Here is a 21,837-nt window from a genome sequence, read left to right on the forward strand (position 1 = left end):
CTGATCCCGCAGGAGAACGAGAAGGACCTGGCCGACGTGCCCGACAATGTGAAGAACGCGCTGGAGATCGTGCCGATCTCGACCGCCGACGAAGCGTTGAAATGGGCCCTGGTCGGCGCGCTGACCCCCGTCGAATGGGACGAGGTCGCCGAGCCCCTGACCCCGGCCCCGGCTCCGAACGTGTCTGACGGGACGGTCGTCAGCCACTGAGGCTGTCCCGTTTCGGGGCGTTAAGCACGAAAAGCGCGGTCCGGGCCCTCCCGGGCCGCGTTTCCCTTTTGACGCGAGCTTAAAAGTGCCCCTTAGTTTCCTCCGGGGCAGGGATAGATGCGGCGCTGCGAGGTGCCGAGCAGGAAGGGCATTCGCATGACCAAGACCGAGCTGATCGCGGCCATGGCCGCCGCCGCCGACATCAGCCGCGATCAGGCAAAGCTGGCGCTTGAGGCCTTCACCGACGGCGTCACGGATTCGCTGCGACAGGGTCACGACGTCCGCCTGACCGGCTTCGGGGCCTTCGTCGCCGTCGATCGCAAGGCCGGCGTCGCCCGCAACCCCCGCACCGGCGAGGCCGTCGCCCGTCCAGCCTCCCGCACGGCCAAGTTCCGTGTCGGCGAGGGACTGAAAAGCGTCTTGAACGGCTGACCCGCACAGGGCACAAGGCCGTCTCCCGACGGTAAGGGCGGCTAGCTCAGCTGGTCAGAGCATCTCGTTTACACCGAGAGGGTCGGCGGTTCGAACCCGTCGCCGCCTACCGTCAGAACCGGAAGCTGGCCCGCAGCAGCAGGGTGTAGCGGACGTAGTCCTCGATCATCTCGGCGTCGGCGCTGACCGAAAGCATGCCCAGCTCGTTGCCGACCGCCAGACGGATGCCCGCCAGCGGACCGCCACCCTCGATTGAGGCGGGCGACAGGGTGTATTTCGACGTGCCTGAGGTGAAGCGCGCGATCGTCTCGCCCGCATCGACCGAGACGTTCTGACGCCAGCCGAGACGGAGCTCGGGCCGGATCCAGCCGTTCTCGCCGAAGCCGTAACCGACGTTGACCGCCGCCACGGTCGAGAAGATGTGGCCCGTCCGTTCGTCGATCTCGAGATCGAAGCCGGAACCGCCGCCGGTCTCGGTACGGGCGTCCTCGCTCAGGCCGAAATACTCGGCATAGACCTCGGGCCGGATGTTCAGTCGCCCGAAGTTCCGCTCGTAGGAGGCACCGCCGGCCAGGGCCAGGGTGAAGCCGTTCCAGCTCGACTGGTTGTTCAGATACAGGTTCTCGGCGACCAGCGACCGGGTCGAATCGAAGGTGGCGTAACCCCCCGCAGCCCGCGCCCAGGTCGTCCAGTTGCGGCCCTGGGCCCGCCAGTAAAGGCCCAGTTCGACCAGGCTGGCCGACAGGACTTCCTCGGCCTCGGATTCCGGGTCCTCGATGTCGGACGAGGTGAAGGCCAGGGATACGCCCAAGGCGCCGAACCCGGTGCCACGCTCGATACCGCCCGCGACGCCGAAGCCCTCGGAACGGAAGCCGTAGGTGTCGGTCTTGTCCTTGTCGGCGTAGAAATTGATTTCCTGCAACCAGGCGCTGGTCTCGCCGACGCCGGCAGAGGCGTTGCGCCCGGTCAGGGCGCGGGTCACCGCATCGACGCCCGATGCCAGCGACAGCAGCGGACCCCCGGAGTGATCGGGCAGCATTTGCTCGTACAGATCGATGAAGCCCTCGCGGGTGGTCTGGCCCAGGAAGGCGTTCAGCAGGGTGCTGTTGTCGTCGATTGAGGCATAGATGACGTCGAAGGCCGAGGCCTCGACCGGGATCAGTCCGGCCTCGGAGGCGGTACGACGACGTGCATCGACATAGACGTCGGCAGCCGCGATATCCGCGCCTGCGCTGACGACATACAGATACGGCGAGTTGGTCTGGATGCCCGTCTGGTTCAGCGTGCCGATGGTCAGGGTGTCGGCGTCGATGATCGTGAACCGTTGCGGCGACTGCAGCAGCGACGTGAACCGGATGCCCAGGCTGGCGCCATTGGCCAGGTTCGCGGCGCCGTTGACGCGGAAGCCGCCGTTGGCTCCGGTGCTGGCGTTCAATCCGACCAGAAGCGTGCCGGTCGCACCGACATTCAGGCTGGTCACGTTCGTTCGCGACGCCTGTTGGGCCTCGAGCGTACCGTTGGCGATGTCGATGGCGAGCCGGCCGTCGCTATCGGTGATGGCACCGCGGACAATGGCACCGCCCGAGATGTTGAGCTGATCCGCACCGGCTCCGAACGAGATGTCGCTGTTGACCTGGCCGTTCTTGATGTTGACGCCGTCGTCACCGGACCCGAGCAGGATGGCACCCAGGGTAAACGGCTCATCGACGTCGTCGACGCCGTCATTGTCCGTGTCGTCTGCGGTGCTGTCCGTGGGGCTCAGCACGCCTGTCTGCGTGAAGTTGACCCCGGTCGTATTGGCGCGGGCATCGAGCGCGATGGCCGTGCCGGTCAGGGGCGCGCCGGCCGCGTTGGCGACCAGATTGGCCTGGAGCGAGCCGGTGTTGAGCACCGCCGTCAGGGTTCCGCTGAGGTCCTGGATCGCGGTCAGGTTGGCGGTGCCGCCACCGGATGTGGCCAGGATGTTGCCGTTGTTGGTCAGGGTCGCGACATTGGCACCGGCCTCGATGCGCACGGCGTTGACGCTGTTGACCAGCTCGGTCGCCGCAGCGGCCGTGATGAAGCCGTTGTTCAGGATGGTCGGCGTCGTGACGCCCGACCCGACGCGCAGGGTCGTGGCATTGGCCGCATTGGCCAGGGTGCCGAGGGTCCCGTCGTTGCGAACGCCACCGGCGATCGACACGGCCTGGCCACCGGTGACGCCCAGCCGTACCGCGTTGGAATCGATGTTGGCATAGACGCCGTTGCCGACGATGGTGCCACGGTTGATGAAGCCATAGGCCGCCTCGCCCGTGCCGACGGCACCCAGGGTGACCGTCTGGGTCGTCGAACCGACCGTTACGGCCGGTGCCGAGCCGAAGCTGGTGATCGAGGCGGAGCCCTCGGTGCTGTCGAGGCGGCCATCGACATCATCGTCATTCGAGGTGCTGTCGGACTCGGTGGGTTGGGTGTCGAACACCACGCCGCCGCCGACGTTGCCGGCCACGATCACCGTCGATCCGCCCTGGAGCAGGTCGTCGGCATCCAGCTTGGCGACGAAGGCGTCCGTGCCGAGCGACCTGTAGCGATAGCCCGACGACGTGATCGCACCCTGGAGCGTCAGACGGCCGCTGACATCGCCCTGGATGGCGACCGCACTGGTCCCGCCGCCGTTGGAGCTGATGGTGCCGTCGAGTGTGACCGAGCCCGTAATCGGGGCCGTCGTCCGGACGCCGAACGAGTTGTCGCCGAAGGTCGTCAGCGTGCCGTAGCTGTTCAGATTGCCGATCAGGGCGGTGTCCACCGCAATACCGGTCGAGTTGTTGCCCTCGACCTGCAGCGTGCCGCTGGTGTCCAACAGGATGTTGCCTGTGACAGCGCCGGTTCCAGCCAGTCGGATGCCGTAGCGCCCCGTACCCGTGGCCCATGGACCGTCAACGTCGCCGTCGGTGTCGGTGTCGGGGTATTCGCCCAGGCCGTCGCTGACCAGGATCTGGCCGGCGATGTTCACGCCGGTGGTCACGCCGCCGTTGACCAGAACGCCGATCGAGCCGTCCGCCGAGTTTTGGATGTTGATATTGGTCCCGGAATCGACCGTCAGCGTATTGTTGGAATCGATCGTGACGCCGGTTCCGGACGTCAGGTTCAAACCGCCGCCGGTGCTGAAACGAATGTTGTCCGCCGCCGTGCCGGTGGCGTTGGAGGTCAGGATGGGCGTGGTGCGCACGGTCGAGATGACGACGTCCGCGCTGGCCCCGGAAGCGACCAGCAGCGGAGCGATCGCTGCGGCGGTCGCGAGCAGTTTACGCATTCGGAAAAAGACCCCTGTGGACACGACGCGCGCAAACGCTGTGGCCCCTCTAACAGGGGTCGCGTCGGCATGCTTCAAGTTTCGCGAATTTGAGGCGATTGCAAGGCCTGAACACCGTGTTTCAAAGCATCTGACCGAACCTCAGCCGACCGCGCCCTCTCAAACCAAGCCCTCTTGAGCTTGGCCGTGGCTGGGTCTAGGGGCGCTTATGGTCAGGCGTAAATCATCCGCACGCATCCAAAAGCGAGGGCCAGGCGTTGCCGAGCCGAGACCTTCGGAGACACCCCCAGTGAGCATGATCGACCACGACGTTCAGGAAAGCGAACTGCGGCTGATTCCCGGATTCGATGACGAGGTCGCCGACACCTTGCGGGCCCTGAAGGCGTCGAGCAACGATCCGCGTCCGCGCCTCGTCGACACCACCATGCTGTATGCGCCGCGCTCGGGCGGGGTGAAGCGCTACCTGCTGTCCAAGAAGTCCTGGCTGGAGGCAAATCGACCTGGGATCGCCCATTCGCTGGTCGTGCCGGGCGCTACCCATTCCGCAGGCGCCGACGGCATCGTCAAGCTTCACGCGACCAAACTGCCTTTCGGCGACGGCTACCGTTGGCCCACGTCGGTCAAGCGCTGGGGCGCATGGGTCGCATCATTGAAGCCGTCGATCATCGAGGCGGGCGATCCCTATACGCCGGGGCAGGGCGCACTCGAGGCAGGCCAGCGGGCGGGCTGCCCGGTCGTCGGCTTCTGTCACTCCGACCCGGCAGGTCTGGCCGCGCTGCATTTCGGCGAATGGGCCAAGAAGCCGGTCGAGCGGCGCTGGGCCAAGTTGTTCGGTCAATTCGATCGGGTGGTGTCGCCCTCGAAATTCATTGCCGAACGGCTGATCGAGGCCGGCGTCGGCAATATCGTCATCCGGCCTCTGGGTGTAGAGATCGACACATTCCGCCCCGACCGGCGCGACCGCGACTGGCTGCTGAAGCGGCTGGGGCTCGGCGCGGATGCCCGGCTGCTGTGCTTCGCAGGTCGCCCGGCCAAGGAAAAGAACATCGATGTCCTGATCGAGGCGGTCCAGAAACTGGGCGCGCCCTATCATCTGGTGCTGGTCGGCGCCGGCACCGGAATGCCGCCCGAGGACCGGGTCATAGCCCTGCCGTATGAGCGCGACCCACGGGCGGTCGCGCGGATCATCGCCAGCTGCGACGCATTCGTTCACGCAAACGACAAGGAGCCCTTCGGCCTGATCGTGCTGGAGGCCATGGCCTGTGGCCGTCCTGTCGTGGGGGTGAATGCGGGTGGCGTCGCCGAGACCGTGAACGACAGCGTGGGCCAGCTGGCAGCCTCGGCGGACCCGACCGATTACGCCGCCGCTATCGAGGCCCTGTTCGCGCGCGACATCGAGGCCATCGGCGCGGCCGCGCGTGTCCACACGGTCGAGCGCTTTGCCTGGAACCGGGTCTTCGAGGACCTGTGCATGGTCTATGGCGACGTCAGCGGACAGAGCGCGTTCGTCCAGCCGGCGGAGACCTGGGCGGTTCACTGAGCGCGGACAGGGTCCGGCGCGCCGCCAGCAGGGGGTGGCGCGCCACTTCTCGTTTCGATTTTCATGAGAAGTGGCGCGAGTGACGGGACTCGAACCCGCGACCTCCGGCGTGACAGGCCGGCACTCTAACCAACTGAGCTACACCCGCATTCCTCGCCCCGAAGACAGTGCGTCGCGGCGAGGGGCGTCGTTTAGGCGGGGGGTGCTTGCACTGTCAAGCGACCCTTCGTCATAAAATCGCGATCAGCGTTGTGCGGCCGCGATCGCGGGTGCGGCCGCGGGTTGAGGCGGGCTTTCGGGACCCAGGATTCCGCCATCGACAGGGGGCTGCGCTGCGATGGCGGGGGCCGGCACGTCGTAGTGGACACCCACGCCCGGCCCAAGCGGAAGGTCCAGCGCCACCCAGGCCGCAACCATGATCAGACCCGCCACCAGGAACGACCCGGCATAGGGCAGCATGGTGGCCATCAGCGAGCCCAGGCCGAACCGGGGATCCCACCGCTGTGCGAAGGCTAGAATAAGGGGGAAGTAGCTCATCAGGGGCGTGGCGATATTGGTGACCGAATCGCCCATCCGATAGGCGGCGGTGGTCATCTCCGGGCTGATGCCCAGCAGCATGAACATGGGTACTACGATCGGAGCCAGTGCCGACCATTTGGCCGAGGCCGACCCGATGAACAGGTCGAAGAAGCACGACACCAGCACCACCGAGATCAGCAGCAGGGGCGTCGGCATGGCCAGTTCGCGCAAGGACGCGGCCGCGTTGACGGCCAGGATGGGACCCAGACCCGACCAGTTGAACATGGCCACGAAATGGGCGGCGAAGAAGGCCAGCACGATATAGGGGGCCAGCACCGCTATGCCTTCGCCCATCATCCGCACCAGATCGCGGTGGCTGCGGATCGTGCCCGCGCCGGTGCCGAAGGCCGCGCCGGTGACGAAGAAGCTGACCGCAAAGAAGGCGGCCAGCGAGCGGTACAGCGGATTGAATTTCTGGGCCGGCTCCGCCTCCGGGTCGATGAAGGGCGAGCCGGGCAGGGCGGTGATCACGGCCCACAGGGCGATCATGGCCAGCAGGGCCAGACCGGCGAACACCAGGCCGCGCTTCTGTAGCGCAGTGAGGGGCTCTCGCTCTTCCTGGGCGGGCGGCGCGACGCCTGCGGGCGGAAGCCACCGACCGAGGCGCGGCTCGATCACCCGGTCGGTAATGAACCAGACGATGGGGGTGAAGACCAGCACGACCCCGATGATGAAGAACCAGTTGCCCGCGATGCTGACTTGGTACGACGGATCGATCAGATGGGCGGCGGGCTCGGTGATCCCCAGGATCAGGGCGTCTGACGCGCCAGGGAACAGATTGCCCGCATAGCCCCCGGAGACGGCTGCGAATCCGGCGGCCAGCCCTGCCAGCGGATGACGGCCGGCTGCGGCGAAGATCACGGCGGCCAACGGGATCACCACGACATAGGAGGCGTCCGAAGCGTGGTGCGAGACCATGCCGACGATCACGACGACGGGTGTCAGGATCAGTTTTGGCGCATTCAGCAACGCACCGCGAATGGCTGTCGTGAACAGGCCGGTGCGCTCCGCCACCGCCGCCCCGTAGATGATGGTGATGACGATCCCCAGCGGCGGAAAGTCCGCCAGGGTCCGGGGCATGCCGATGATCAGCTTCTCCAGGTTCTCCGACGACAACAGGCTCTGTGCGATCAGGGTGTCGCCGGTCACCGGATTGACCGCCTGCCACCCCAGGCCGGCTCCGACGATGCTGAGCCCGATCAGCCCCACGATCAGCCACAGGAACAGGAAGACGGGATCGGGCAGCCGGTTTCCCGTGCGCTCGACAAAGCCGAGAAAGCCCTTGTTGGGCGGCAGGACGTCGGAGGGGGTCTCGCTCATGGGGCGGGCTCGAACAGTTGATCCGTGAAGCGCTGGCGCGGCTCGCGCGGCATGCCTGGGCACTATTCACGATCGAGCCGATCCGATCCAGTCGCAGCATTGATCCCGTCGCCGCTGGGTCAGGATCGGCAATCGAGAGGGTGTCGGCAGCGTTCCAGGGGTCGGAATTCCTGCGAACCGTTCTCAAGAAAATCCCTTTTGCCGCATGGGTTTGAACGGCGGCGATCTTGGGTCTAGAAAGCGCCGAATCCGCCGTCCTCCCCAGCCTGCGGATCGCCGCACGAGGCCCCGTCGTCCATGAATGCTTTTCTGCTCCAGTACCTGCCGATCGTGATCTTCATCGGGATCGCGGCGATCGTCGGCGTCCTGTTCATCGTCGCCGCCCTGGTGATGGCACCATCCAGTCCCGATTCAGAGAAGCTTTCGGCCTATGAGTGCGGGTTCAACGCCTTCGACGACGCGCGGATGAAGTTCGACGTGCGGTTCTATCTGGTGTCGATCCTGTTCATCATCTTCGATCTTGAGGTCGCCTTCCTGTTTCCGTGGGCCGTGTCGATCTTCGACCTTTCCAGGGGCGGGATGATCTTCGCCTTCTGGTCGATGATGGTCTTCCTGGGCGTGCTGACCGTGGGCTTCATCTACGAATGGAAGAAGGGCGCGCTGGAGTGGGAATAGTGGACAACAACCTGCCCATCATCGGCCGCGGCAACACCGGCGCATCGCCGGTCCTGAGCCCCTACGGCCAGGGCGCGCGCTCGACCGTCGAGGGCTATGACCCCAAGCTGCACGACAAATTCTTCGAGGCGGTCAATACCGAGGTCACCGAGCAGGGCTTTCTGACGGCACCGCTCGACGACGTCATCCAGTGGGCCCGGACCGGCTCGCTGATGTGGATGACGTTCGGCCTGGCCTGCTGTGCCGTGGAGATGATCCAGGCCGCCATGCCGCGCTATGACCTGGAACGATTCGGCATGGCCCCGCGCGCCAGCCCACGCCAGTGCGACCTGATGATCGTCGCCGGCACCCTGACCAACAAGATGGCTCCGGCCCTGCGCAAGGTCTACGACCAGATGCCGGACCCGCGCTACGTCCTGTCCATGGGATCGTGCGCCAACGGCGGCGGCTACTACCACTACAGCTACAGCGTCGTTCGCGGTTGCGACCGGATCGTGCCGGTTGACGTCTATGTGCCCGGGTGTCCGCCGACCGCGGAGGCGCTGGTCTATGGGCTGTTGCAGCTGCAGAAGAAGATTCGCCGCACCGGGACGATCGACCGATGAGCGGGCATCTCGCGACCGTGGCGGCCAACACCGCCGTGCTGACGCCGCTGGGCCAGGAGATGGTGGCAGAGCTGCAGGTGGACGCCAGCGTCGCCTTTGGCGAGCTGACCCTGACCTGCCACCGGGACCGGATCGTCGAGGTGCTGACCGATCTGCGCGACCGGTTCGGGTTCCAGCAGTTGATCGACCTGTGCGGTGCCGATTACCCTGAGCGCGCCGAGCGGTTCGAGGTCGTCTATCACCTGCTGTCGCTGACGCGGAACGCGCGCGTCCGGGTCAAGGTCTCGACTGACGAGACCGCGCCTGTGCCCAGCGCCATCCCGGCCTATCCGTCCGCCGGATGGTTCGAGCGCGAGGCGTTCGACATGTACGGCATGCTGTTCTCCGGCCATCCCGACATGCGCCGGCTGCTGACGGATTACGGCTTCCAGGGACATCCGCTGCGCAAGGACTTCCCGATGACCGGCTATGTCGAGGTCCGGTACGACGAGGAGCAGAAGCGGGTGGTCTATGAACCCGTCAAGCTGACGCAGGAATACCGCAACTTCGACTTCCTGAGCCCCTGGGAAGGCGCCGACTATCCGGCCGCCGTCCTGCCGGGTGACGAGAAGGCGGTCGGTTCGGCGGGCACGCCGTCGGGAGGCAAGGTCTGATGGCCGACGGTCACGCTATCCAGAACGCCACGCCCGACTTGGCCTCGCTCGACGTGTTCGAGGACGACCTGGGCCATATCGACGGCCGGACCGCGCACGCGCGCGAGATGGACGATCGGAAATTCACGATCAATTTCGGCCCGCAACACCCGGCCGCCCACGGCGTGCTGCGCCTGGTGCTGGAACTCGACGGCGAGATCGTCGAGCGCGTCGATCCGCACATCGGCCTGCTGCACCGCGGCACCGAAAAGCTGATGGAGGCACGCACCTACCTCCAGAACGTGCCCTATCTGGACCGGCTCGATTACGTCGCGCCGATGAACCAGGAACACGCCTTCTGCCTGGCCATCGAGCGGCTGCTGGAACTTGAGGTGCCGTATCGCGCCCAGTTGATCCGGGTGCTGTACTCGGAAATCGGCCGCATCCTGTCGCACCTGCTGAACGTGACGACCCAGGCCCTGGACGTCGGTGCCCTGACGCCGCCGCTGTGGGGGTTCGAGCAGCGCGAACAGCTGATGGTCTTCTACGAGCGGGCCTCCGGGTCGCGGCTGCACGCCAACTATTTCCGGCCCGGCGGGGTTCATCAGGATCTGCCGATGGCCCTGATCGACGACATCGCGGCCTGGTGCGCCCAGTTTCCGCAGAAGCTCAAGGACATCGAGGATCTCGTCACCGAGAACCGGATCTACAAGCAGCGCAACGTCGACATCGGCGTGGTGTCGAAACAGCAGGCGCTGGAGTGGGGCTTCACCGGCGTCATGCTGCGCGGCTCGGACATCCCGTGGGACCTGCGCAAGTCGCAGCCCTACGAATGCTATGCCGACCTGGAGTTCGACATCGTCGTCGGCAAGAACGGCGACTGCTGGGATCGTTACCTCTGCCGCGTCGAGGAGATGAAGCAGTCGATCCACATCATGGAGCAGTGCATCCACAAGCTGCGCAACTGCCCCGGCGAGCCGGTCATGAGCGAGGACAACAAGGTCGTTCCGCCGCGTCGTGGCGAGATGAAGCGGTCGATGGAATCCCTGATCCATCACTTCAAGCTCTACACAGAAGGCTTCAAGACCCCGCCCGGCGAGGTCTATGCCGCCGTCGAGGCCCCCAAGGGCGAGTTCGGCGTCTATGTCGTGTCCGACGGCACCAACAAGCCCTACCGCGTCAAGATCTCGGCGCCCGGCTTCCGTCACCTCCAGGCTATGGACTGGATGAACCGCGGCCACCAGCTGGCCGATGTGTCGGCGATCCTGGGCTCGCTGGACATCGTGTTCGGCGAGGTCGATCGCTAATGTCGGTGTCCGCCTTTCTCGTCGTGATTTGCGTCGTGCTCGCCGGAGCGGCCCTGCTCGGCGTCGTCATCCTGGCCGGTGCGACGGACAGCAAGATTTCACGTCACCCCGGTGGACGCAGAGGGTTCGTGCAGGACCAGTTTCTGATCTTGAGCCCGCTGCTGTCTCTCGGCGTGATGTTGAGCCTCAAGGCGTTCACCACCCTGGACGACTCTCCGTTCTGGCTGGGGGCCTGGGGCCTGATCCTGGTGGTGACGTTCGCCGTGCTCTGGCTTCCGGTGGTGAAGCGGGCCCGTGAGCGGTTGACGGCTGCGAACCGGTTTCCGCCCCGATGAGCGCCTTCGCCGTGACCCCCGACTTTACCGTGCTGCAAGCCGTCGTATTCGCGGTGCTGCTGACGCTCGGCGTCGCAGTGCAGTTCTTCTTCTCGCCGCGTCGCCGTGAACTGATGGGCAACGCGAAATTCGCCCTGGCGTCCGCTGTGATCGCCACCCCCGGCATTGCGGGGATCACGCTGGTTCGCGGGGCCTATCGCGCGGGCTATCTGGCGGAGGGCAGGGGGTTTCTGGAGGCGAACCTGCGCTCGATCGTCTGGATGAGCGGCTTCATCTTTATCAGCCAGTTGGCCGTGCGGTTCCTGCCGCCGCTGTCCTGGCTTTCCCGCGACCTCTCGAAAGCCGGCAAGGCTGTCTGGGGCGCGCGCCTGAACCGTTGGATGGGTAGAGCATGAGCGTGCGTCGTCTCGCAAAGGTCCAGCCGGCCTCCTTCGCCTTCTCCAAGGCGACGAAGGCCAAGTGTGACTGGTGGATCCAGAAATACCCCGCCGACCGCCGTCAGTCGGCAGTAATCCCGATTCTGTGGCTGGTGCAGAAGCAGGAGGGCTGGGTCTCCGAACCCGCCCTGCGCGCCATCGCCGACCTGCTGGGCATGGCCTATATCCGGGTGCTGGAGGTCGCGACCTTCTACACCATGTTCATGCTGGAACCCGTGGGCTCTGCCGCCCTGATCCAGGTCTGCGGCACCACGCCCTGCATGCTGCGCGGCTCGGGCGAGTTGATGAAGGTCTGCAAGGAGCGGATCGGTCCGAAACAGACCTTGTCGGCCGACGGCAAGTTCTACTGGGAAGAGGTCGAGTGCCTGGGGGCCTGCGTCAATGCGCCGATGGCCATGGTCAACGACTACTATTTCGAGGACCTGACGGCCTCGGATATGAACCAGATCATCGACGACTTTGCCGCCGGCAAGTCGTCCAAGCCCGGGCCGCGCGTTGACCGCATCAACTCGGCGCCCGAGGGCGGGGCGCTGACCCTGACCGAGCCGAAACTGTACGACGGCTCGGCGGCCAAGCCGATCACCAAGCTGCCGAACAGCGATCCGGTGCTGGCATGACGTCGTCCGACACCGAAACTGCGGAACGCGTCGCCGCCTACCGGGCGGAACTGCGCACGGTCGGCCGGACGCAGCGCCTGGCCGGCTTTGCTCTGGTGCTGGTCGGGGCCGTGCTGGTCTGGGCGGCCACTCGCGCCGGCGATCTGGCCGGCACGGTCCAACTGGCGGGCTATGGCGCGCTTGCCGCCGGCTGGGCCCTGATGCTGACCGCCATCTTCCTGCGCACCCGCTATCACCGCCGTCGTCTGCGGGAGTTGAACTGAACATGGTCGGTATTCTCGAAGACAAGGACCGCATCTTCACCAACCTGTACGGGCTCCAGGACTGGGGCCTCGAAGGGGCGAAGAATCGCGGCTGCTGGAACGCCACGGCCGACATGCTGGCCATGGGTCGGGACTGGCTGATCACCAACGTCAAGAACTCGGGCCTGCGCGGACGCGGGGGTGCCGGCTTCTCGACGGGTCTGAAGTGGTCCTTCATGCCCAAGGAGCTGAAGGATCGGCCGCACTATCTGGTCGTCAACGCCGACGAGTCCGAGCCCGGCACCTGCAAGGACCGGGAGATCATGCGTCATGATCCCCACCTGCTGATCGAAGGCTGCCTGATCGCCTCCTTCGCGATGCAGGCCCACGCCTGCTACATTTATCTGCGCGGCGAGTATGTGCTGGAACGCGAGCGCATGGAGGCGGCGGTCAAGCAGGCCTACGAGGCCAGGCTGATCGGCAAGAACAACGTCCACGGCTGGGACTTCGACGTCTACATCCACCATGGCGCGGGTGCCTACATCTGCGGCGAAGAGACGGCCCTGCTGGAGAGCCTCGAAGGCAAGAAGGGCCAGCCGCGCCTGAAGCCGCCGTTCCCGGCCGGCGCAGGCCTCTACGGCTGCCCGACCACGGTGAACAACGTCGAGTCGATCGCGGTGGTGGGCACGATCCTGCGTCGCGGGGCCGACTGGTTCGCGGGCTTCGGCCGGGCTAACAACACCGGCACCAAGCTGATGTCGATCAGCGGCCACGTGAATAAGCCGTGCAATGTCGAAGAGGCGATGTCGATCCCGCTGCGCCAGCTTCTGGAAGACCATTGCGGCGGCGTTCGCGGCGGCTGGGGCAATCTGAAGGCCGTGATCCCGGGCGGGGTCTCCGTGCCCCTGATCACGCGCGAGATGTCCGAGACGGCGCTGATGGACTTCGACAGTCTGCGCGACATGAAGTCGGGCCTGGGCACCGCCGCCGTCATCGTCATGGACAGCGACACCGACCTAGTGAAGGCGATCGCCCGCATCAGCTATTTCTACAAGCACGAGAGCTGCGGCCAATGTACGCCTTGCCGCGAAGGCACCGGCTGGATGTGGCGCGTGCTGGAACGCATGGCCGTGGGCGAGGCCGATCCGTCCGAGATCGACCTGCTGCTCGACGTCGCCTCCCAGGTCGAGGGCCACACCATCTGCGCGCTTGGCGACGCCGCCGCCTGGCCGGTCCAGGGTCTGATCCGGCATTTCCGCCACGAGATCGAGGACCGCATCCAGACCTACCGCACCCGCCGCGCGAACTTCGCCGGCCACGCGATCGCGGCGGAGTAACGGGCTTGGCTTCGATCCTTGGACGGCTGGCTTTGACGGGGTGCCTGGTCGCCCTGTTGAGCGCGTGCGCCACCAGCGCTCCGCCCGCCGCTGCCGCCGTTCAGGTCGTCGATCCCTTCTCCGCCCAGCGTCCGACCGCCGCTGCCGTCGGCGTGACCCAACCGGGCCAGTTCGCACCGGGCAGCTGGATCAACGGCTCCTATGTGGATCATGTGACCCAGTTCGCCATCCTGCCGCCCCAGCCGGGCGGCATCGCCATGGTGGGCGACAGCATCACCGACGGCTTCCGCTGGAGCGAGGCCTTTCCGGGCCGCAACATCCGCAACTGGGGCATCGGCGGCGACACCAGCTTTGGTCTGCTGGGCCGCGCCGGCCAGATCATCGCGACGCGCCCGGCCAAGATATTCATCCTGATCGGCACCAACGACCTGGCCAGCTATGAGCAGACACCGGCCGACATCGCGGCCAACGTCGATGCCCTGGTCGCCCGCTTCAGGACCGAACTGCCGACGGCTGAAATCTACGTTCAGTCGGTCATGCCGCGTCAGCCCGAGTTCCGTGAGCGGATCGAGGATCTGAACACGCAGCTGTCTGCGATCGCAACGGCGCGTGGCGCCCGATACATCGATGTCTATACGCCCCTGCTGAGCGGCGACCGGCTGAACCCGGCCTATACGATCGACGACCTGCACCTGACCGGCCAGGGCTATCAGCGGTGGCTATCGGTCGTCGGCGGGTGCCTGACGGGCGAGGGGCGATGCGGATGATGCGCGCCCACGCCATGGTCCTGCCAGTCGGACTGGTCCTCGCAGGCTGCGAGGCTCCGCCCGAACCTGCGCCGACGCCGGCTGGACGGGTGTCCGCTACGGTTCCGGTCAGCGATGCGGTGGCCAGCCCCTCTCAGGGGCCTCTGTCTGCCGCCGATTTGCGTCGTGCATGTCGCGCCGGGCTGGCGTCGGTCCACGGTCAGGATGTAGATGCAGTCCAGGTCGATAGCCTTGAAGGCTCGGTCGTCAACGCGTCCTGGCGGGCCCCGGTCGACGGCGGCCGGATGCGGGCTCAGTGCCGGGCCGACGGCGACCTGATCACATGGAAACCGGTCGATCGACCGGTAGCCGAACAGAACCGCTGGATGAACCAGTCCGGCGACCCCGTGGTCCGTTTCGTCCTCGACGACGCGGCGGTCACGGTCACGACAACCCTCCCGGATGGGACGATCTCGACGGACGAATACGCCGTCGCGGTTCAGGAAGAGGCTCGCTGATGCCCGTCGCCAAGGTCAACGGCGTAGACGTCGAATTCGAAGCCGGCATGACCGTGCTTCAGGTCGCCGAGCGCGCGGGTGCCGAGATTCCGCGCTTCTGCTATCACGAGCGGCTGTCGATCGCCGGCAACTGTCGCATGTGCCTTGTCGAGGTGAAGCCCGGACCGCCGAAGCCTCAGGCGTCCTGCGCCCTTCCGGCCGCCGAGGGCCAGATGATCTTCACCGACACGCCGATGGTGAAGAAGGCGCGTGAAGGGGTGATGGAGTTCCTGCTCATCAACCATCCGCTCGACTGCCCGATCTGCGACCAGGGCGGCGAATGCGACCTGCAGGACCAGTCGGTCGGCTATGGCCGCGACGGCTCGCGCTATTCCGAGAACAAGCGCGCGGTCGAGGAAAAGGCCATGGGCCCGACCGTTAAGACCTTCATGACCCGCTGCATCCAGTGTACCCGCTGCGTTCGCTTCATCAGTGAAGTGGCGGGCGTGCCGGACATCGGCATGATCAGCCGTGGCGAAGACGCCGAGATCACGACCTATCTGGAAAAGAACATCGACAGCGAGCTGTCGGGCAACGTCAACGACCTGTGCCCCGTCGGTGCCCTGACGCACCGGCCGTGGCAGTTCCACTATCGCCCGTGGGAACTGAAGAAGACCGAGACCATCGACGTCATGGACGCCCTCGGTGCCAATATCCGCGCCGATGCCAAGGGTGCTGAGGTGATGCGCATCCTGCCGCGCGTCAATGAAGGCATCAACGAGGAGTGGCTGACCGACAAGAGCCGCTATGTCGTCGACGGCCTGCAGAAACGCCGTCTGGACCGGCCTTACGTGCGTGAGAACGGCAAGCTGCGCGCCGCGTCGTGGGACGAGGCGTTGTCGGTTGTCGCTGCGAAGCTGAAGGCGGCTCCGGCGAACCGGATCGGTGCCATCGCGGGCGACCTTCAGGACGCGGAGTCGATGAAGGCGACGCTGGACCTGTTCCGCGCGCTGGGTTCAGCCAATACGGATTGCCGTCAGGACGGGTCGTCGCTGGGGTATGGCCCGCGCGAGAGCTGGCTCTTCAACTCAGGGCTCCGGGGCATCGAGGCGGCGGACTATGTACTGCTGGTCGGGGTCAACCCCCGGACGGAAGGCGCGCTGCTGAACACCCGTCTGCGCAAGATCTGGCTGTCGGGCCACGCCGAGATCGCCCTGATCGGCGAACAGGCGGACCTGACCTATCCGTATGCCTATCTGGGTGCCGGATCGAAGACCCTGGCGAAGCTGCCCAAGGCGGCGCTGGACGCCCTGACCAAGGCCGAACGTCCCGCGATCATCGTCGGCGGCGGGGCCCTGGCGGGCGAGGGCGGGGCGGCGGTGCTGAACGCCCTGGGTACCCTGGCCAAAAAGGTCGGCGTGATCGGCGAAGGCTGGAACGGGTTCAACGTCCTGCACCACGCGGCATCGCGCGTGGCCGGTCTCGACATGGGCTTCGTGCCGGCGGATGGCGGTCTGACGGTCGCCGAGATGCTGAAGCCCGACGCCCTGGACGTGCTGTTCCTGCTGGGGGCCGACGAGGTCAACTCGACGGCGTCGAACGCCTTCCGGGTCTATCTGGGTAGCCACGGCGACAACGGGGCCCACGGCGCCGACGTCATCCTGCCGGGCGCGGCCTATACCGAAAAGTCGGGGATCTACGTCAACACCGAGGGCCGGGTTCAGATGGCCGAACGGGTCGTCTTCCCCAAGGGCGACGCCAAGGAAGACTGGGCCATCCTGCGCGCCCTGTCCGAGCGGGTGGGCCACAAGCTGCCGTTCGACACTTTGGACCAGCTGCGCACCAGGCTGATGGCCGACCACCCGACCTTCGGCCGCATCGACTATCTGCCGACGCCTGCCGTCTTCGATCCTTCGAAGCTGGGCGTGAAGGGCGATCTGGGCGACACGCTGTTCGTCTCGGCGGTCAGCGACCCCTACCTCAACAACCCGATCGCGCGCGCCAGCGCGACGATGGCCGAGCTGTCCGCCCTGCGGATCGCACCGGCTGCGGCGATGGCGGCGGAGTAAGTCATGGATTTCTGGTCCTCCCCCCTCGGCTGGTTCCTGATGACCACCGGTGCCGTGCTGCTGGTGACGGTCGGCGTGCTGATCGCCGTGGCCTTCCTGCTGCTCGCAGACCGCAAGATCTGGGCGGGCATCCAGATGCGCAAAGGCCCCAACGTCGTGGGCCCCTTCGGCCTGCTGCAGTCCTTCGCCGACATGATAAAGTTCGTGCTCAAGGAGGTCGTCGTGCCGGCCGGGGCCGACAAGGGCGTCTTCCTGCTGGCCCCGGTGATCACCGTGATCACGGCCTTCATCGTCTGGGCGGTGATCCCGTTCGCGCCGGGGTGGGTCATCTCCGACCTGAACGTCGGCATCCTGTACGTCTTCGCCATCAGTTCGCTGGGCGTCTACGGCATCATCATGGGCGGCTGGGCGTCGAACTCGAAATATCCGTTCCTGGGCTCGCTGCGGTCGGCGGCGCAGATGGTGTCGTACGAGGTCTCGATCGGCCTGGTCATCGTCAACGTCATCCTGCTGGCCGGGACGATGAACCTGTCGGAGATCGTGATCCAGCAAGAGGGCTGGATCTGGAACTGGTTCGCCTTCGGTGGCGGGCTCGATACCCTGCCGCTGATCGTCATCATGTTCCCGATGGCCATCATCTTCTTCATCTCGGCCCTGGCCGAGACTAACCGGCCCCCGTTCGACCTGCCCGAGGCCGAGTCCGAACTCGTCGCCGGCTATCAGGTCGAATACTCCTCGACCCCGTACCTGCTGTTCATGATGGGCGAGTACGTCAACATCATCTTCATGTGTGCGATGATCTCGATCCTGTTCTTCGGGGGCTGGAATCCGGGAGTGTCACAGGCCTGGATCGACGCCCTGCCGGTCTGGCTGGAATATGCGATCTATCTGTTGACGCTGTTCACCAAGATCGTCGTCGTGTTCATCGCGATCTCCATGGTGAAGGGCTTCGTGCCCCGTTACCGCTACGACCAGCTGATGCGGCTGGGCTGGAAGATCTTCCTGCCCACGTCGTTGCTGGCCGTGGTGGGCGTGTCGGCCTGGCGTGTCTTCGTGGTGGGGGCGTGATCCGGATGGTCGCCGTCGCCACCATTTGCGCAAGCACCGCTGCCTGTTTGCCGCCCCCGTACGAGGCGGAGCCGACGTCCGTTTACGGCTGGCAACAACGGCAAGAGCGCATCGAGCGCGACGCGGCTCGCCAGCGCGCTCAGTGTCTCGCCGAGACCAAGCGTCAGCCCGTCAGCGGCGCTTGCCAGAGTGGGCGGTCGGTCTCTCGCAATCCAAGGCAATGCGATGGCTCTGAGCTTGGTCTGCATTCTCAAGTGCTTGAGACCTACCCCGACGGCTCGTGCCTGATTTCCTGGAGCGATTTCTGATGCTGAAACGCCTGATCCAGACGGCGAAGGGCGCGATGATGCTGGACATCGTCGGCGCCATCGGCCTGACGACGCGCGAGATGTTCCGTCCCAAGATGACGGTCAACTATCCGTTCGAGCGCAATCCCCAGTCGCCGCGTTTCCGGGGCGAACACGCCCTGCGCCGTTACGCCAACGGCGAAGAACGCTGCATCGCCTGCAAGCTGTGCGAGGCCATCTGCCCGGCCCAGGCGATCACCATCGAGGCCGAACCGCGCGAGGACGGCAGCCGCCGGACGACCCGCTACGACATCGACATGACCAAATGCATCTACTGCGGCCTGTGCCAGGAGGCCTGCCCGGTGGACGCCATCGTCGAGGGGCCGAACCAGGAGTTCAGCGTCGAGACTCGCGAGGAACTCCTCTACGACAAGCAGCGACTGCTCGATAACGGCGACCGCTGGGAGCGGGTACTCGCGAAGAATCTGGAACTGGACGCGCCTTACCGCTAAGGCGCGTCTCGCTTAACGACACTGCGATTCACCGATCGCGGTTCAGGACGGAAAGGGGCGTCGGCCCACCATGCTGCAAGGCATAGCCTTCTATCTGCTGGCGACGGTCGCCGTGGTCTCGGGCCTTCTGGTCGTGACCGCGCGCAATCCCGTGCATAGCGTCCTGTTCCTGATCCTGGCCTTCTTCTCCTCGGCGGGTCTGTTCGTGCTGTTGGGGGCCGAGTTCCTGGCCATGCTGCTGGTCGTCGTCTACGTCGGGGCCGTGGCGGTGCTGTTCCTGTTCGTCGTCATGATGCTGGACGTCGACTTCGTGCGGCTGCGTGAAGGGTTCGCGAAATACCTGCCGATTGCGGTGATCATTGCCGGCATCCTGCTGTTCGAGATGATCCTGATCTCGGCGGCGGTGATCTCGGGCGGGGCGGCGGCCGATGCGACCGCGCTGATGGCCGCGACGCCCGAGACGTCCAACATCGAGACGATCGGGCGGGTGCTCTATACCGACTACATCTACTTCTTCCAGGCGGCCGGGATCGTGCTGCTGATCGCCATGATCGGGGCCATCGTCCTGACCCTGCGGCACAAGCCGGGCGTGCGTCGCCAGAACATCCACGTCCAGGTCAACCGCGACGCCAAGACCGCCATAGAAATCAAGGGCGCCCAGACCGGCGCGGGCGTCACCTCCGAGGATCTGATCTGATGGTCGTCTCGCTGCAATCCTATCTGATCGTCGCGGCCATGCTGTTCACCATCGGGGTGTTCGGCATCTTCGTGAACCGCAAGAACGTGATCGTCATCCTGATGTCGATCGAACTGATCCTGCTGGCTGTGAACATCAATTTCGTCGCCTTCTCGGCCTATCTGCACGACGTACAGGGGCAGATCATGGCGATGTTCGTGCTGACCGTCGCCGCCGCCGAGGCCGCCGTGGGCCTGGCTATCCTGGTGACCTTCTTCCGTAACCGCGGCGACATCGCCGTGGACGACGCCTCCGTAATGAAGGGCTGATCGTGGACCTGCACCTGCTCGTCACCCTCGGCGTCTTCGCCCCTCTGCTTGGCGCCGCCATCGTCGGCTTCTTCGGCCGTCGTCTGGGCGATATCGTCTCCCAGACCATCACGACAGGCCTGCTGTTCTTCAGTTGCGCTGTCGCTTGGATCATCTTCGGCAACTGGACCTGGGGGCATATGGAGGCCTTCACCGTCCAGCTCGCGCCTTTCATCACCGTGGGCGATTTCCAGTCGGTCTGGTCGATCCGCGTCGATGCGCTGTCAGCGACCATGCTGGTCGTGGTCACCAGCGTGTCCTCGCTCGTCCACCTGTACAGCTGGGGCTATATGGCCGAGGACGACTCGCGGCCGCGCTTCTTCGCCTATCTGTCGCTGTTTACCTTCGCCATGCTGGCGCTCGTCACCGCCGCCGACTTCATGCAGCTGTTCTTCGGCTGGGAAGGGGTGGGGCTGGCGTCCTATCTGCTGATCGGTTTCTGGTACAAGAAGCCAACCGCCTCCGCCGCCGCCATCAAGGCCTTCGTGGTCAATCGCGTCGGCGACTTCGGCTTCGCGCTCGGCATCATCACCGTCTTCTGGATGTTCGGCACGATCCAGTTCGCCGAACTGTTCCCGATGATCGCCGCCAAGGCTGGCACGACCTGGAACTTCATCGGCCATGACTGGTCGGCGATCGATCTGGCGGCCCTGCTCCTGTTCATCGGGGCCATGGGCAAGTCGGCCCAGTTCTTCCTGCACACCTGGCTACCCGACGCCATGGAGGGCCCGACGCCGGTGTCGGCCCTGATCCACGCCGCGACCATGGTCACGGCCGGGGTGTACATGGTCTGCCTGCTCAGCCCGATCTTCGAATACGCCCCGACGGCCTCGCTCATCGTGGCCATCACCGGCGCGATCACGGCCATCTTCGCCGCAACGGTCGGCATGATGCAGAACGACATCAAGCGGGTTATCGCCTATTCGACCTGTTCGCAGCTGGGCTATATGTTCTTCGCGGCGGGCGTCGGTGCCTATCAGGGGGCGATGTTCCACCTGTTTACCCACGCCTTCTTCAAGGCCCTTTTGTTCCTCGGTGCCGGCTCGGTGATCCACGGGATGCATCACGAGCAGGACATGCGGAAGATGGGCGGGCTGTGGAAGCTGCTGCCCGTGACCTATGCCGTCATGGTCATCGGCACGATCGCCATCACCGGCCTGGGCCTGCCCGGCGTCGGCGGTTTCGCCGGCTTCTATTCCAAGGATTCGATCATCGAGTCGGCTTACGCGGCAGCGACCAGCGGCCATTCGCCGGCCGGCTATTTCGCCTTCTTCATCGGCATCTCGGCGGCGCTTCTGACCAGCTACTATTCGTGGCGGCTGATTTTCATGACCTTCCACAACAAGCCGGTGTGGAAGGATGAACACGCGCACGACGACCATCATGCGCATGACGACCACGCGGCCCATCCGGCGCAGCTCGAGACTCATTCCGAGCCTGACGCGCACGATGACCATGCGCACGACGATCATGCCCATCACGGCCCGTTGAAGCCGCATGAGAGCCCGTGGGTCATGCTGGTTCCGCTGATCGCGCTGTCGATCGGGGCGGTGTTCGCGGGGCTCGTGTTCGCGCCTCACTTCATCGGCCATCACGAGCATGAGTTCTGGCGCGGTGCCATATTCACGGGCGAAAGCAACCACGTCCTGCACGACAGCCACGAGGTCCCGACCTGGGTGAAGTGGTCGCCGTTGATCGTCACCCTGCTGGGTGCCGCGGTCGCTTTCTGGATCTACGTCGCTCGCGAAGGCCTGGCCAAGCGGTGGGCCGACGGCAGGTCGCCGGTCTGGGCCTTCCTCTACAACAAATGGTATTTCGACGAGCTGTATGACGCGGTCTTCGTCAAGGGTGCCAAGGCGCTGGGCGACCTGTTCTGGAAGATCGGCGACGTCAAGCTGATCGACGGTCTGGGTCCGAACGGCGCGGCCTGGGCGTCGCTGAAGTCGGCCGCTCGCCTGGCCAAGGTCCAGTCCGGCTATGTCTATCACTATGCGTTCGTGATGCTGATCGGGGTCGCCGGTCTGCTCGCCTTCGCCCTCTATGCGTTCGGAGCGTGA

22 protein-coding genes and 2 tRNA genes are annotated in these 21,837 nt (G+C 65.5%); 21 read left to right on the top strand and 3 right to left on the bottom strand.

The annotated features are described in order from the left end of the window. The 3 genes from ACILQR_RS06050 to ACILQR_RS06060 form a co-directional block, all read left to right on the top strand. A partial coding sequence (locus ACILQR_RS06050) for a S16 family serine protease (protein ID WP_395650576.1) occupies window positions 1–210 on the top strand: 210 nt, incomplete at its 5' end. 156 nt (window positions 211–366) lie between these two features. Then, a complete protein-coding gene (locus tag ACILQR_RS06055; protein WP_395650577.1) occupies window positions 367–642 on the top strand; it encodes an HU family DNA-binding protein in 276 nt (91 codons plus the stop codon). 35 nt (window positions 643–677) lie between these two features. Continuing rightward, window positions 678–751, top strand: a tRNA-Val gene (locus ACILQR_RS06060). Between the two features lie 3 nt (window positions 752–754). Here ACILQR_RS06060 and ACILQR_RS06065 read toward each other — a convergent pair. After that, window positions 755–3,931, bottom strand: a complete 3,177-nt coding sequence (locus ACILQR_RS06065; RefSeq protein ID WP_395650578.1) for an autotransporter outer membrane beta-barrel domain-containing protein — start codon at window positions 3,929–3,931, stop codon at window positions 755–757. A gap of 295 nt (window positions 3,932–4,226) precedes the next feature. Between ACILQR_RS06065 and ACILQR_RS06070 the strand changes: the two genes are divergently transcribed. Then, window positions 4,227–5,471: a glycosyltransferase gene (locus tag ACILQR_RS06070; protein ID WP_395650598.1), complete on the top strand. Its 1,245-nt coding sequence runs from the start codon at window positions 4,227–4,229 to the stop codon at window positions 5,469–5,471. A 71-nt stretch (window positions 5,472–5,542) separates the two neighbouring features. On the opposite strand, the gene ACILQR_RS06075 is transcribed toward ACILQR_RS06070, so the two are convergent. Together ACILQR_RS06075 and ACILQR_RS06080 are read right to left on the bottom strand one after the other, a co-directional pair. Next, window positions 5,543–5,619 (bottom strand) — tRNA-Asp (locus ACILQR_RS06075). Between the two features lie 95 nt (window positions 5,620–5,714). Then, window positions 5,715–7,370 (bottom strand): AbgT family transporter, encoded by a 1,656-nt coding sequence (locus ACILQR_RS06080; protein ID WP_395650579.1) that lies wholly within the window; start codon window positions 7,368–7,370, stop codon window positions 5,715–5,717. 297 nt (window positions 7,371–7,667) lie between these two features. Here ACILQR_RS06080 and ACILQR_RS06085 point away from each other — a divergent pair, with 297 nt between their 5' ends. The 17 genes from ACILQR_RS06085 (at window position 7,668) to nuoL (ending at window position 21,837) form a co-directional block, all read left to right on the top strand. After that, window positions 7,668–8,045 carry an NADH-quinone oxidoreductase subunit A gene (locus tag ACILQR_RS06085; protein WP_395650580.1) on the top strand — a complete coding sequence of 126 codons (378 nt, stop codon included), beginning with the start codon at window positions 7,668–7,670 and terminating at the stop codon, window positions 8,043–8,045. Further along, complete coding sequence (locus ACILQR_RS06090) at window positions 8,015–8,650, top strand: NADH-quinone oxidoreductase subunit B family protein (protein ID WP_271143709.1); 636 nt, start codon at window positions 8,015–8,017, stop codon at window positions 8,648–8,650. Before ACILQR_RS06085 ends, ACILQR_RS06090 begins: the two co-directional genes overlap by 31 nt. Then, the gene (locus ACILQR_RS06095; protein ID WP_395650581.1) at window positions 8,647–9,303 is read left to right on the top strand and encodes an NADH-quinone oxidoreductase subunit C; all 657 of its coding nucleotides are present in this window, start codon (window positions 8,647–8,649) and stop codon (window positions 9,301–9,303) included. The genes ACILQR_RS06090 and ACILQR_RS06095 overlap by 4 nt, the downstream gene beginning before the upstream one ends. 107 nt (window positions 9,304–9,410) lie before the next feature. Then, entirely contained in the window at window positions 9,411–10,589 is a 1,179-nt protein-coding gene (locus tag ACILQR_RS06100; protein ID WP_271147143.1) for an NADH-quinone oxidoreductase subunit D, read from the top strand. After that, window positions 10,589–10,924: a hypothetical protein gene (locus ACILQR_RS06105; RefSeq protein ID WP_395650582.1), complete on the top strand. Its 336-nt coding sequence runs from the start codon at window positions 10,589–10,591 to the stop codon at window positions 10,922–10,924. Before ACILQR_RS06100 ends, ACILQR_RS06105 begins: the two co-directional genes overlap by 1 nt. Beyond that, on the top strand, window positions 10,921–11,319 hold the full coding sequence (locus ACILQR_RS06110) for a hypothetical protein (RefSeq protein ID WP_395650583.1): 399 nt from the start codon (window positions 10,921–10,923) through the stop codon (window positions 11,317–11,319). The genes ACILQR_RS06105 and ACILQR_RS06110 overlap by 4 nt, the downstream gene beginning before the upstream one ends. Continuing rightward, a complete protein-coding gene (nuoE, locus tag ACILQR_RS06115; protein WP_395650584.1) occupies window positions 11,316–11,978 on the top strand; it encodes an NADH-quinone oxidoreductase subunit NuoE in 663 nt (220 codons plus the stop codon). Before ACILQR_RS06110 ends, nuoE begins: the two co-directional genes overlap by 4 nt. Next, window positions 11,975–12,241: a hypothetical protein gene (locus ACILQR_RS06120; protein WP_395650585.1), complete on the top strand. Its 267-nt coding sequence runs from the start codon at window positions 11,975–11,977 to the stop codon at window positions 12,239–12,241. Before nuoE ends, ACILQR_RS06120 begins: the two co-directional genes overlap by 4 nt. A 2-nt stretch (window positions 12,242–12,243) precedes the next feature. Further along, on the top strand, window positions 12,244–13,557 hold the full coding sequence (gene nuoF, locus ACILQR_RS06125) for an NADH-quinone oxidoreductase subunit NuoF (protein WP_395650586.1): 1,314 nt from the start codon (window positions 12,244–12,246) through the stop codon (window positions 13,555–13,557). Between the two features lie 5 nt (window positions 13,558–13,562). Next, window positions 13,563–14,324 carry a GDSL-type esterase/lipase family protein gene (locus ACILQR_RS06130; RefSeq protein ID WP_395650587.1) on the top strand — a complete coding sequence of 254 codons (762 nt, stop codon included), beginning with the start codon at window positions 13,563–13,565 and terminating at the stop codon, window positions 14,322–14,324. After that, window positions 14,321–14,821, top strand: a complete 501-nt coding sequence (locus tag ACILQR_RS06135; protein ID WP_395650588.1) for a hypothetical protein — start codon at window positions 14,321–14,323, stop codon at window positions 14,819–14,821. The genes ACILQR_RS06130 and ACILQR_RS06135 overlap by 4 nt, the downstream gene beginning before the upstream one ends. Next, a complete protein-coding gene (gene nuoG, locus ACILQR_RS06140) occupies window positions 14,821–16,869 on the top strand; it encodes an NADH-quinone oxidoreductase subunit NuoG (protein ID WP_395650589.1) in 2,049 nt (682 codons plus the stop codon). Before ACILQR_RS06135 ends, nuoG begins: the two co-directional genes overlap by 1 nt. 3 nt (window positions 16,870–16,872) lie before the next feature. Next, window positions 16,873–17,937 (top strand): NADH-quinone oxidoreductase subunit NuoH, encoded by a 1,065-nt coding sequence (gene nuoH / locus ACILQR_RS06145; protein WP_395650590.1) that lies wholly within the window; start codon window positions 16,873–16,875, stop codon window positions 17,935–17,937. Between the two features lie 307 nt (window positions 17,938–18,244). Continuing rightward, window positions 18,245–18,736 (top strand): NADH-quinone oxidoreductase subunit NuoI, encoded by a 492-nt coding sequence (gene nuoI, locus ACILQR_RS06150; protein WP_271143720.1) that lies wholly within the window; start codon window positions 18,245–18,247, stop codon window positions 18,734–18,736. A 70-nt stretch (window positions 18,737–18,806) separates the two neighbouring features. Further along, on the top strand, window positions 18,807–19,433 hold the full coding sequence (locus tag ACILQR_RS06155) for an NADH-quinone oxidoreductase subunit J (RefSeq protein ID WP_395650591.1): 627 nt from the start codon (window positions 18,807–18,809) through the stop codon (window positions 19,431–19,433). Beyond that, a complete protein-coding gene (nuoK, locus tag ACILQR_RS06160) occupies window positions 19,433–19,741 on the top strand; it encodes an NADH-quinone oxidoreductase subunit NuoK (protein ID WP_271143722.1) in 309 nt (102 codons plus the stop codon). The genes ACILQR_RS06155 and nuoK overlap by 1 nt, the downstream gene beginning before the upstream one ends. Window positions 19,742–19,749: 8 nt before the next feature. Next, window positions 19,750–21,837, top strand: a complete 2,088-nt coding sequence (gene nuoL, locus ACILQR_RS06165; protein WP_395650599.1) for an NADH-quinone oxidoreductase subunit L — start codon at window positions 19,750–19,752, stop codon at window positions 21,835–21,837.

The organism is Brevundimonas sp., assembly GCF_044239655.1.
GTDB lineage: Bacteria > Pseudomonadota > Alphaproteobacteria > Caulobacterales > Caulobacteraceae > Brevundimonas.

Excerpts from the sequence above, each read along its gene's own strand:
- nuoF (WP_395650586.1), top strand. The coding sequence starts at position 12,244 with ATGGTCGGTATTCTCGAAGACAAGGACCGCATCTTCACCAACCTGTAC.
- nuoH (WP_395650590.1), top strand. The coding sequence starts at position 16,873 with ATGGATTTCTGGTCCTCCCCCCTCGGCTGGTTCCTGATGACCACCGGT.
- nuoI (WP_271143720.1), top strand. The coding sequence starts at position 18,245 with ATGCTGAAACGCCTGATCCAGACGGCGAAGGGCGCGATGATGCTGGAC.
- nuoK (WP_271143722.1), top strand. The coding sequence starts at position 19,433 with ATGGTCGTCTCGCTGCAATCCTATCTGATCGTCGCGGCCATGCTGTTC.
- ACILQR_RS06080 (WP_395650579.1), bottom strand. The coding sequence starts at position 7,370 with ATGAGCGAGACCCCCTCCGACGTCCTGCCGCCCAACAAGGGCTTTCTC.
- ACILQR_RS06155 (WP_395650591.1), top strand. The coding sequence starts at position 18,807 with ATGCTGCAAGGCATAGCCTTCTATCTGCTGGCGACGGTCGCCGTGGTC.
- ACILQR_RS06135 (WP_395650588.1), top strand. The coding sequence starts at position 14,321 with ATGATGCGCGCCCACGCCATGGTCCTGCCAGTCGGACTGGTCCTCGCA.
- ACILQR_RS06110 (WP_395650583.1), top strand. The coding sequence starts at position 10,921 with ATGAGCGCCTTCGCCGTGACCCCCGACTTTACCGTGCTGCAAGCCGTC.
- ACILQR_RS06090 (WP_271143709.1), top strand. The coding sequence starts at position 8,015 with ATGGAAGAAGGGCGCGCTGGAGTGGGAATAGTGGACAACAACCTGCCC.
- ACILQR_RS06100 (WP_271147143.1), top strand. The coding sequence starts at position 9,411 with ATGGACGATCGGAAATTCACGATCAATTTCGGCCCGCAACACCCGGCC.
- ACILQR_RS06055 (WP_395650577.1), top strand. The coding sequence starts at position 367 with ATGACCAAGACCGAGCTGATCGCGGCCATGGCCGCCGCCGCCGACATC.
- ACILQR_RS06095 (WP_395650581.1), top strand. The coding sequence starts at position 8,647 with ATGAGCGGGCATCTCGCGACCGTGGCGGCCAACACCGCCGTGCTGACG.
- ACILQR_RS06065 (WP_395650578.1), bottom strand. The coding sequence starts at position 3,931 with ATGCGTAAACTGCTCGCGACCGCCGCAGCGATCGCTCCGCTGCTGGTC.
- nuoG (WP_395650589.1), top strand. The coding sequence starts at position 14,821 with ATGCCCGTCGCCAAGGTCAACGGCGTAGACGTCGAATTCGAAGCCGGC.
- ACILQR_RS06070 (WP_395650598.1), top strand. The coding sequence starts at position 4,227 with ATGATCGACCACGACGTTCAGGAAAGCGAACTGCGGCTGATTCCCGGA.
- ACILQR_RS06085 (WP_395650580.1), top strand. The coding sequence starts at position 7,668 with ATGAATGCTTTTCTGCTCCAGTACCTGCCGATCGTGATCTTCATCGGG.
- nuoE (WP_395650584.1), top strand. The coding sequence starts at position 11,316 with ATGAGCGTGCGTCGTCTCGCAAAGGTCCAGCCGGCCTCCTTCGCCTTC.
- ACILQR_RS06120 (WP_395650585.1), top strand. The coding sequence starts at position 11,975 with ATGACGTCGTCCGACACCGAAACTGCGGAACGCGTCGCCGCCTACCGG.
- ACILQR_RS06105 (WP_395650582.1), top strand. The coding sequence starts at position 10,589 with ATGTCGGTGTCCGCCTTTCTCGTCGTGATTTGCGTCGTGCTCGCCGGA.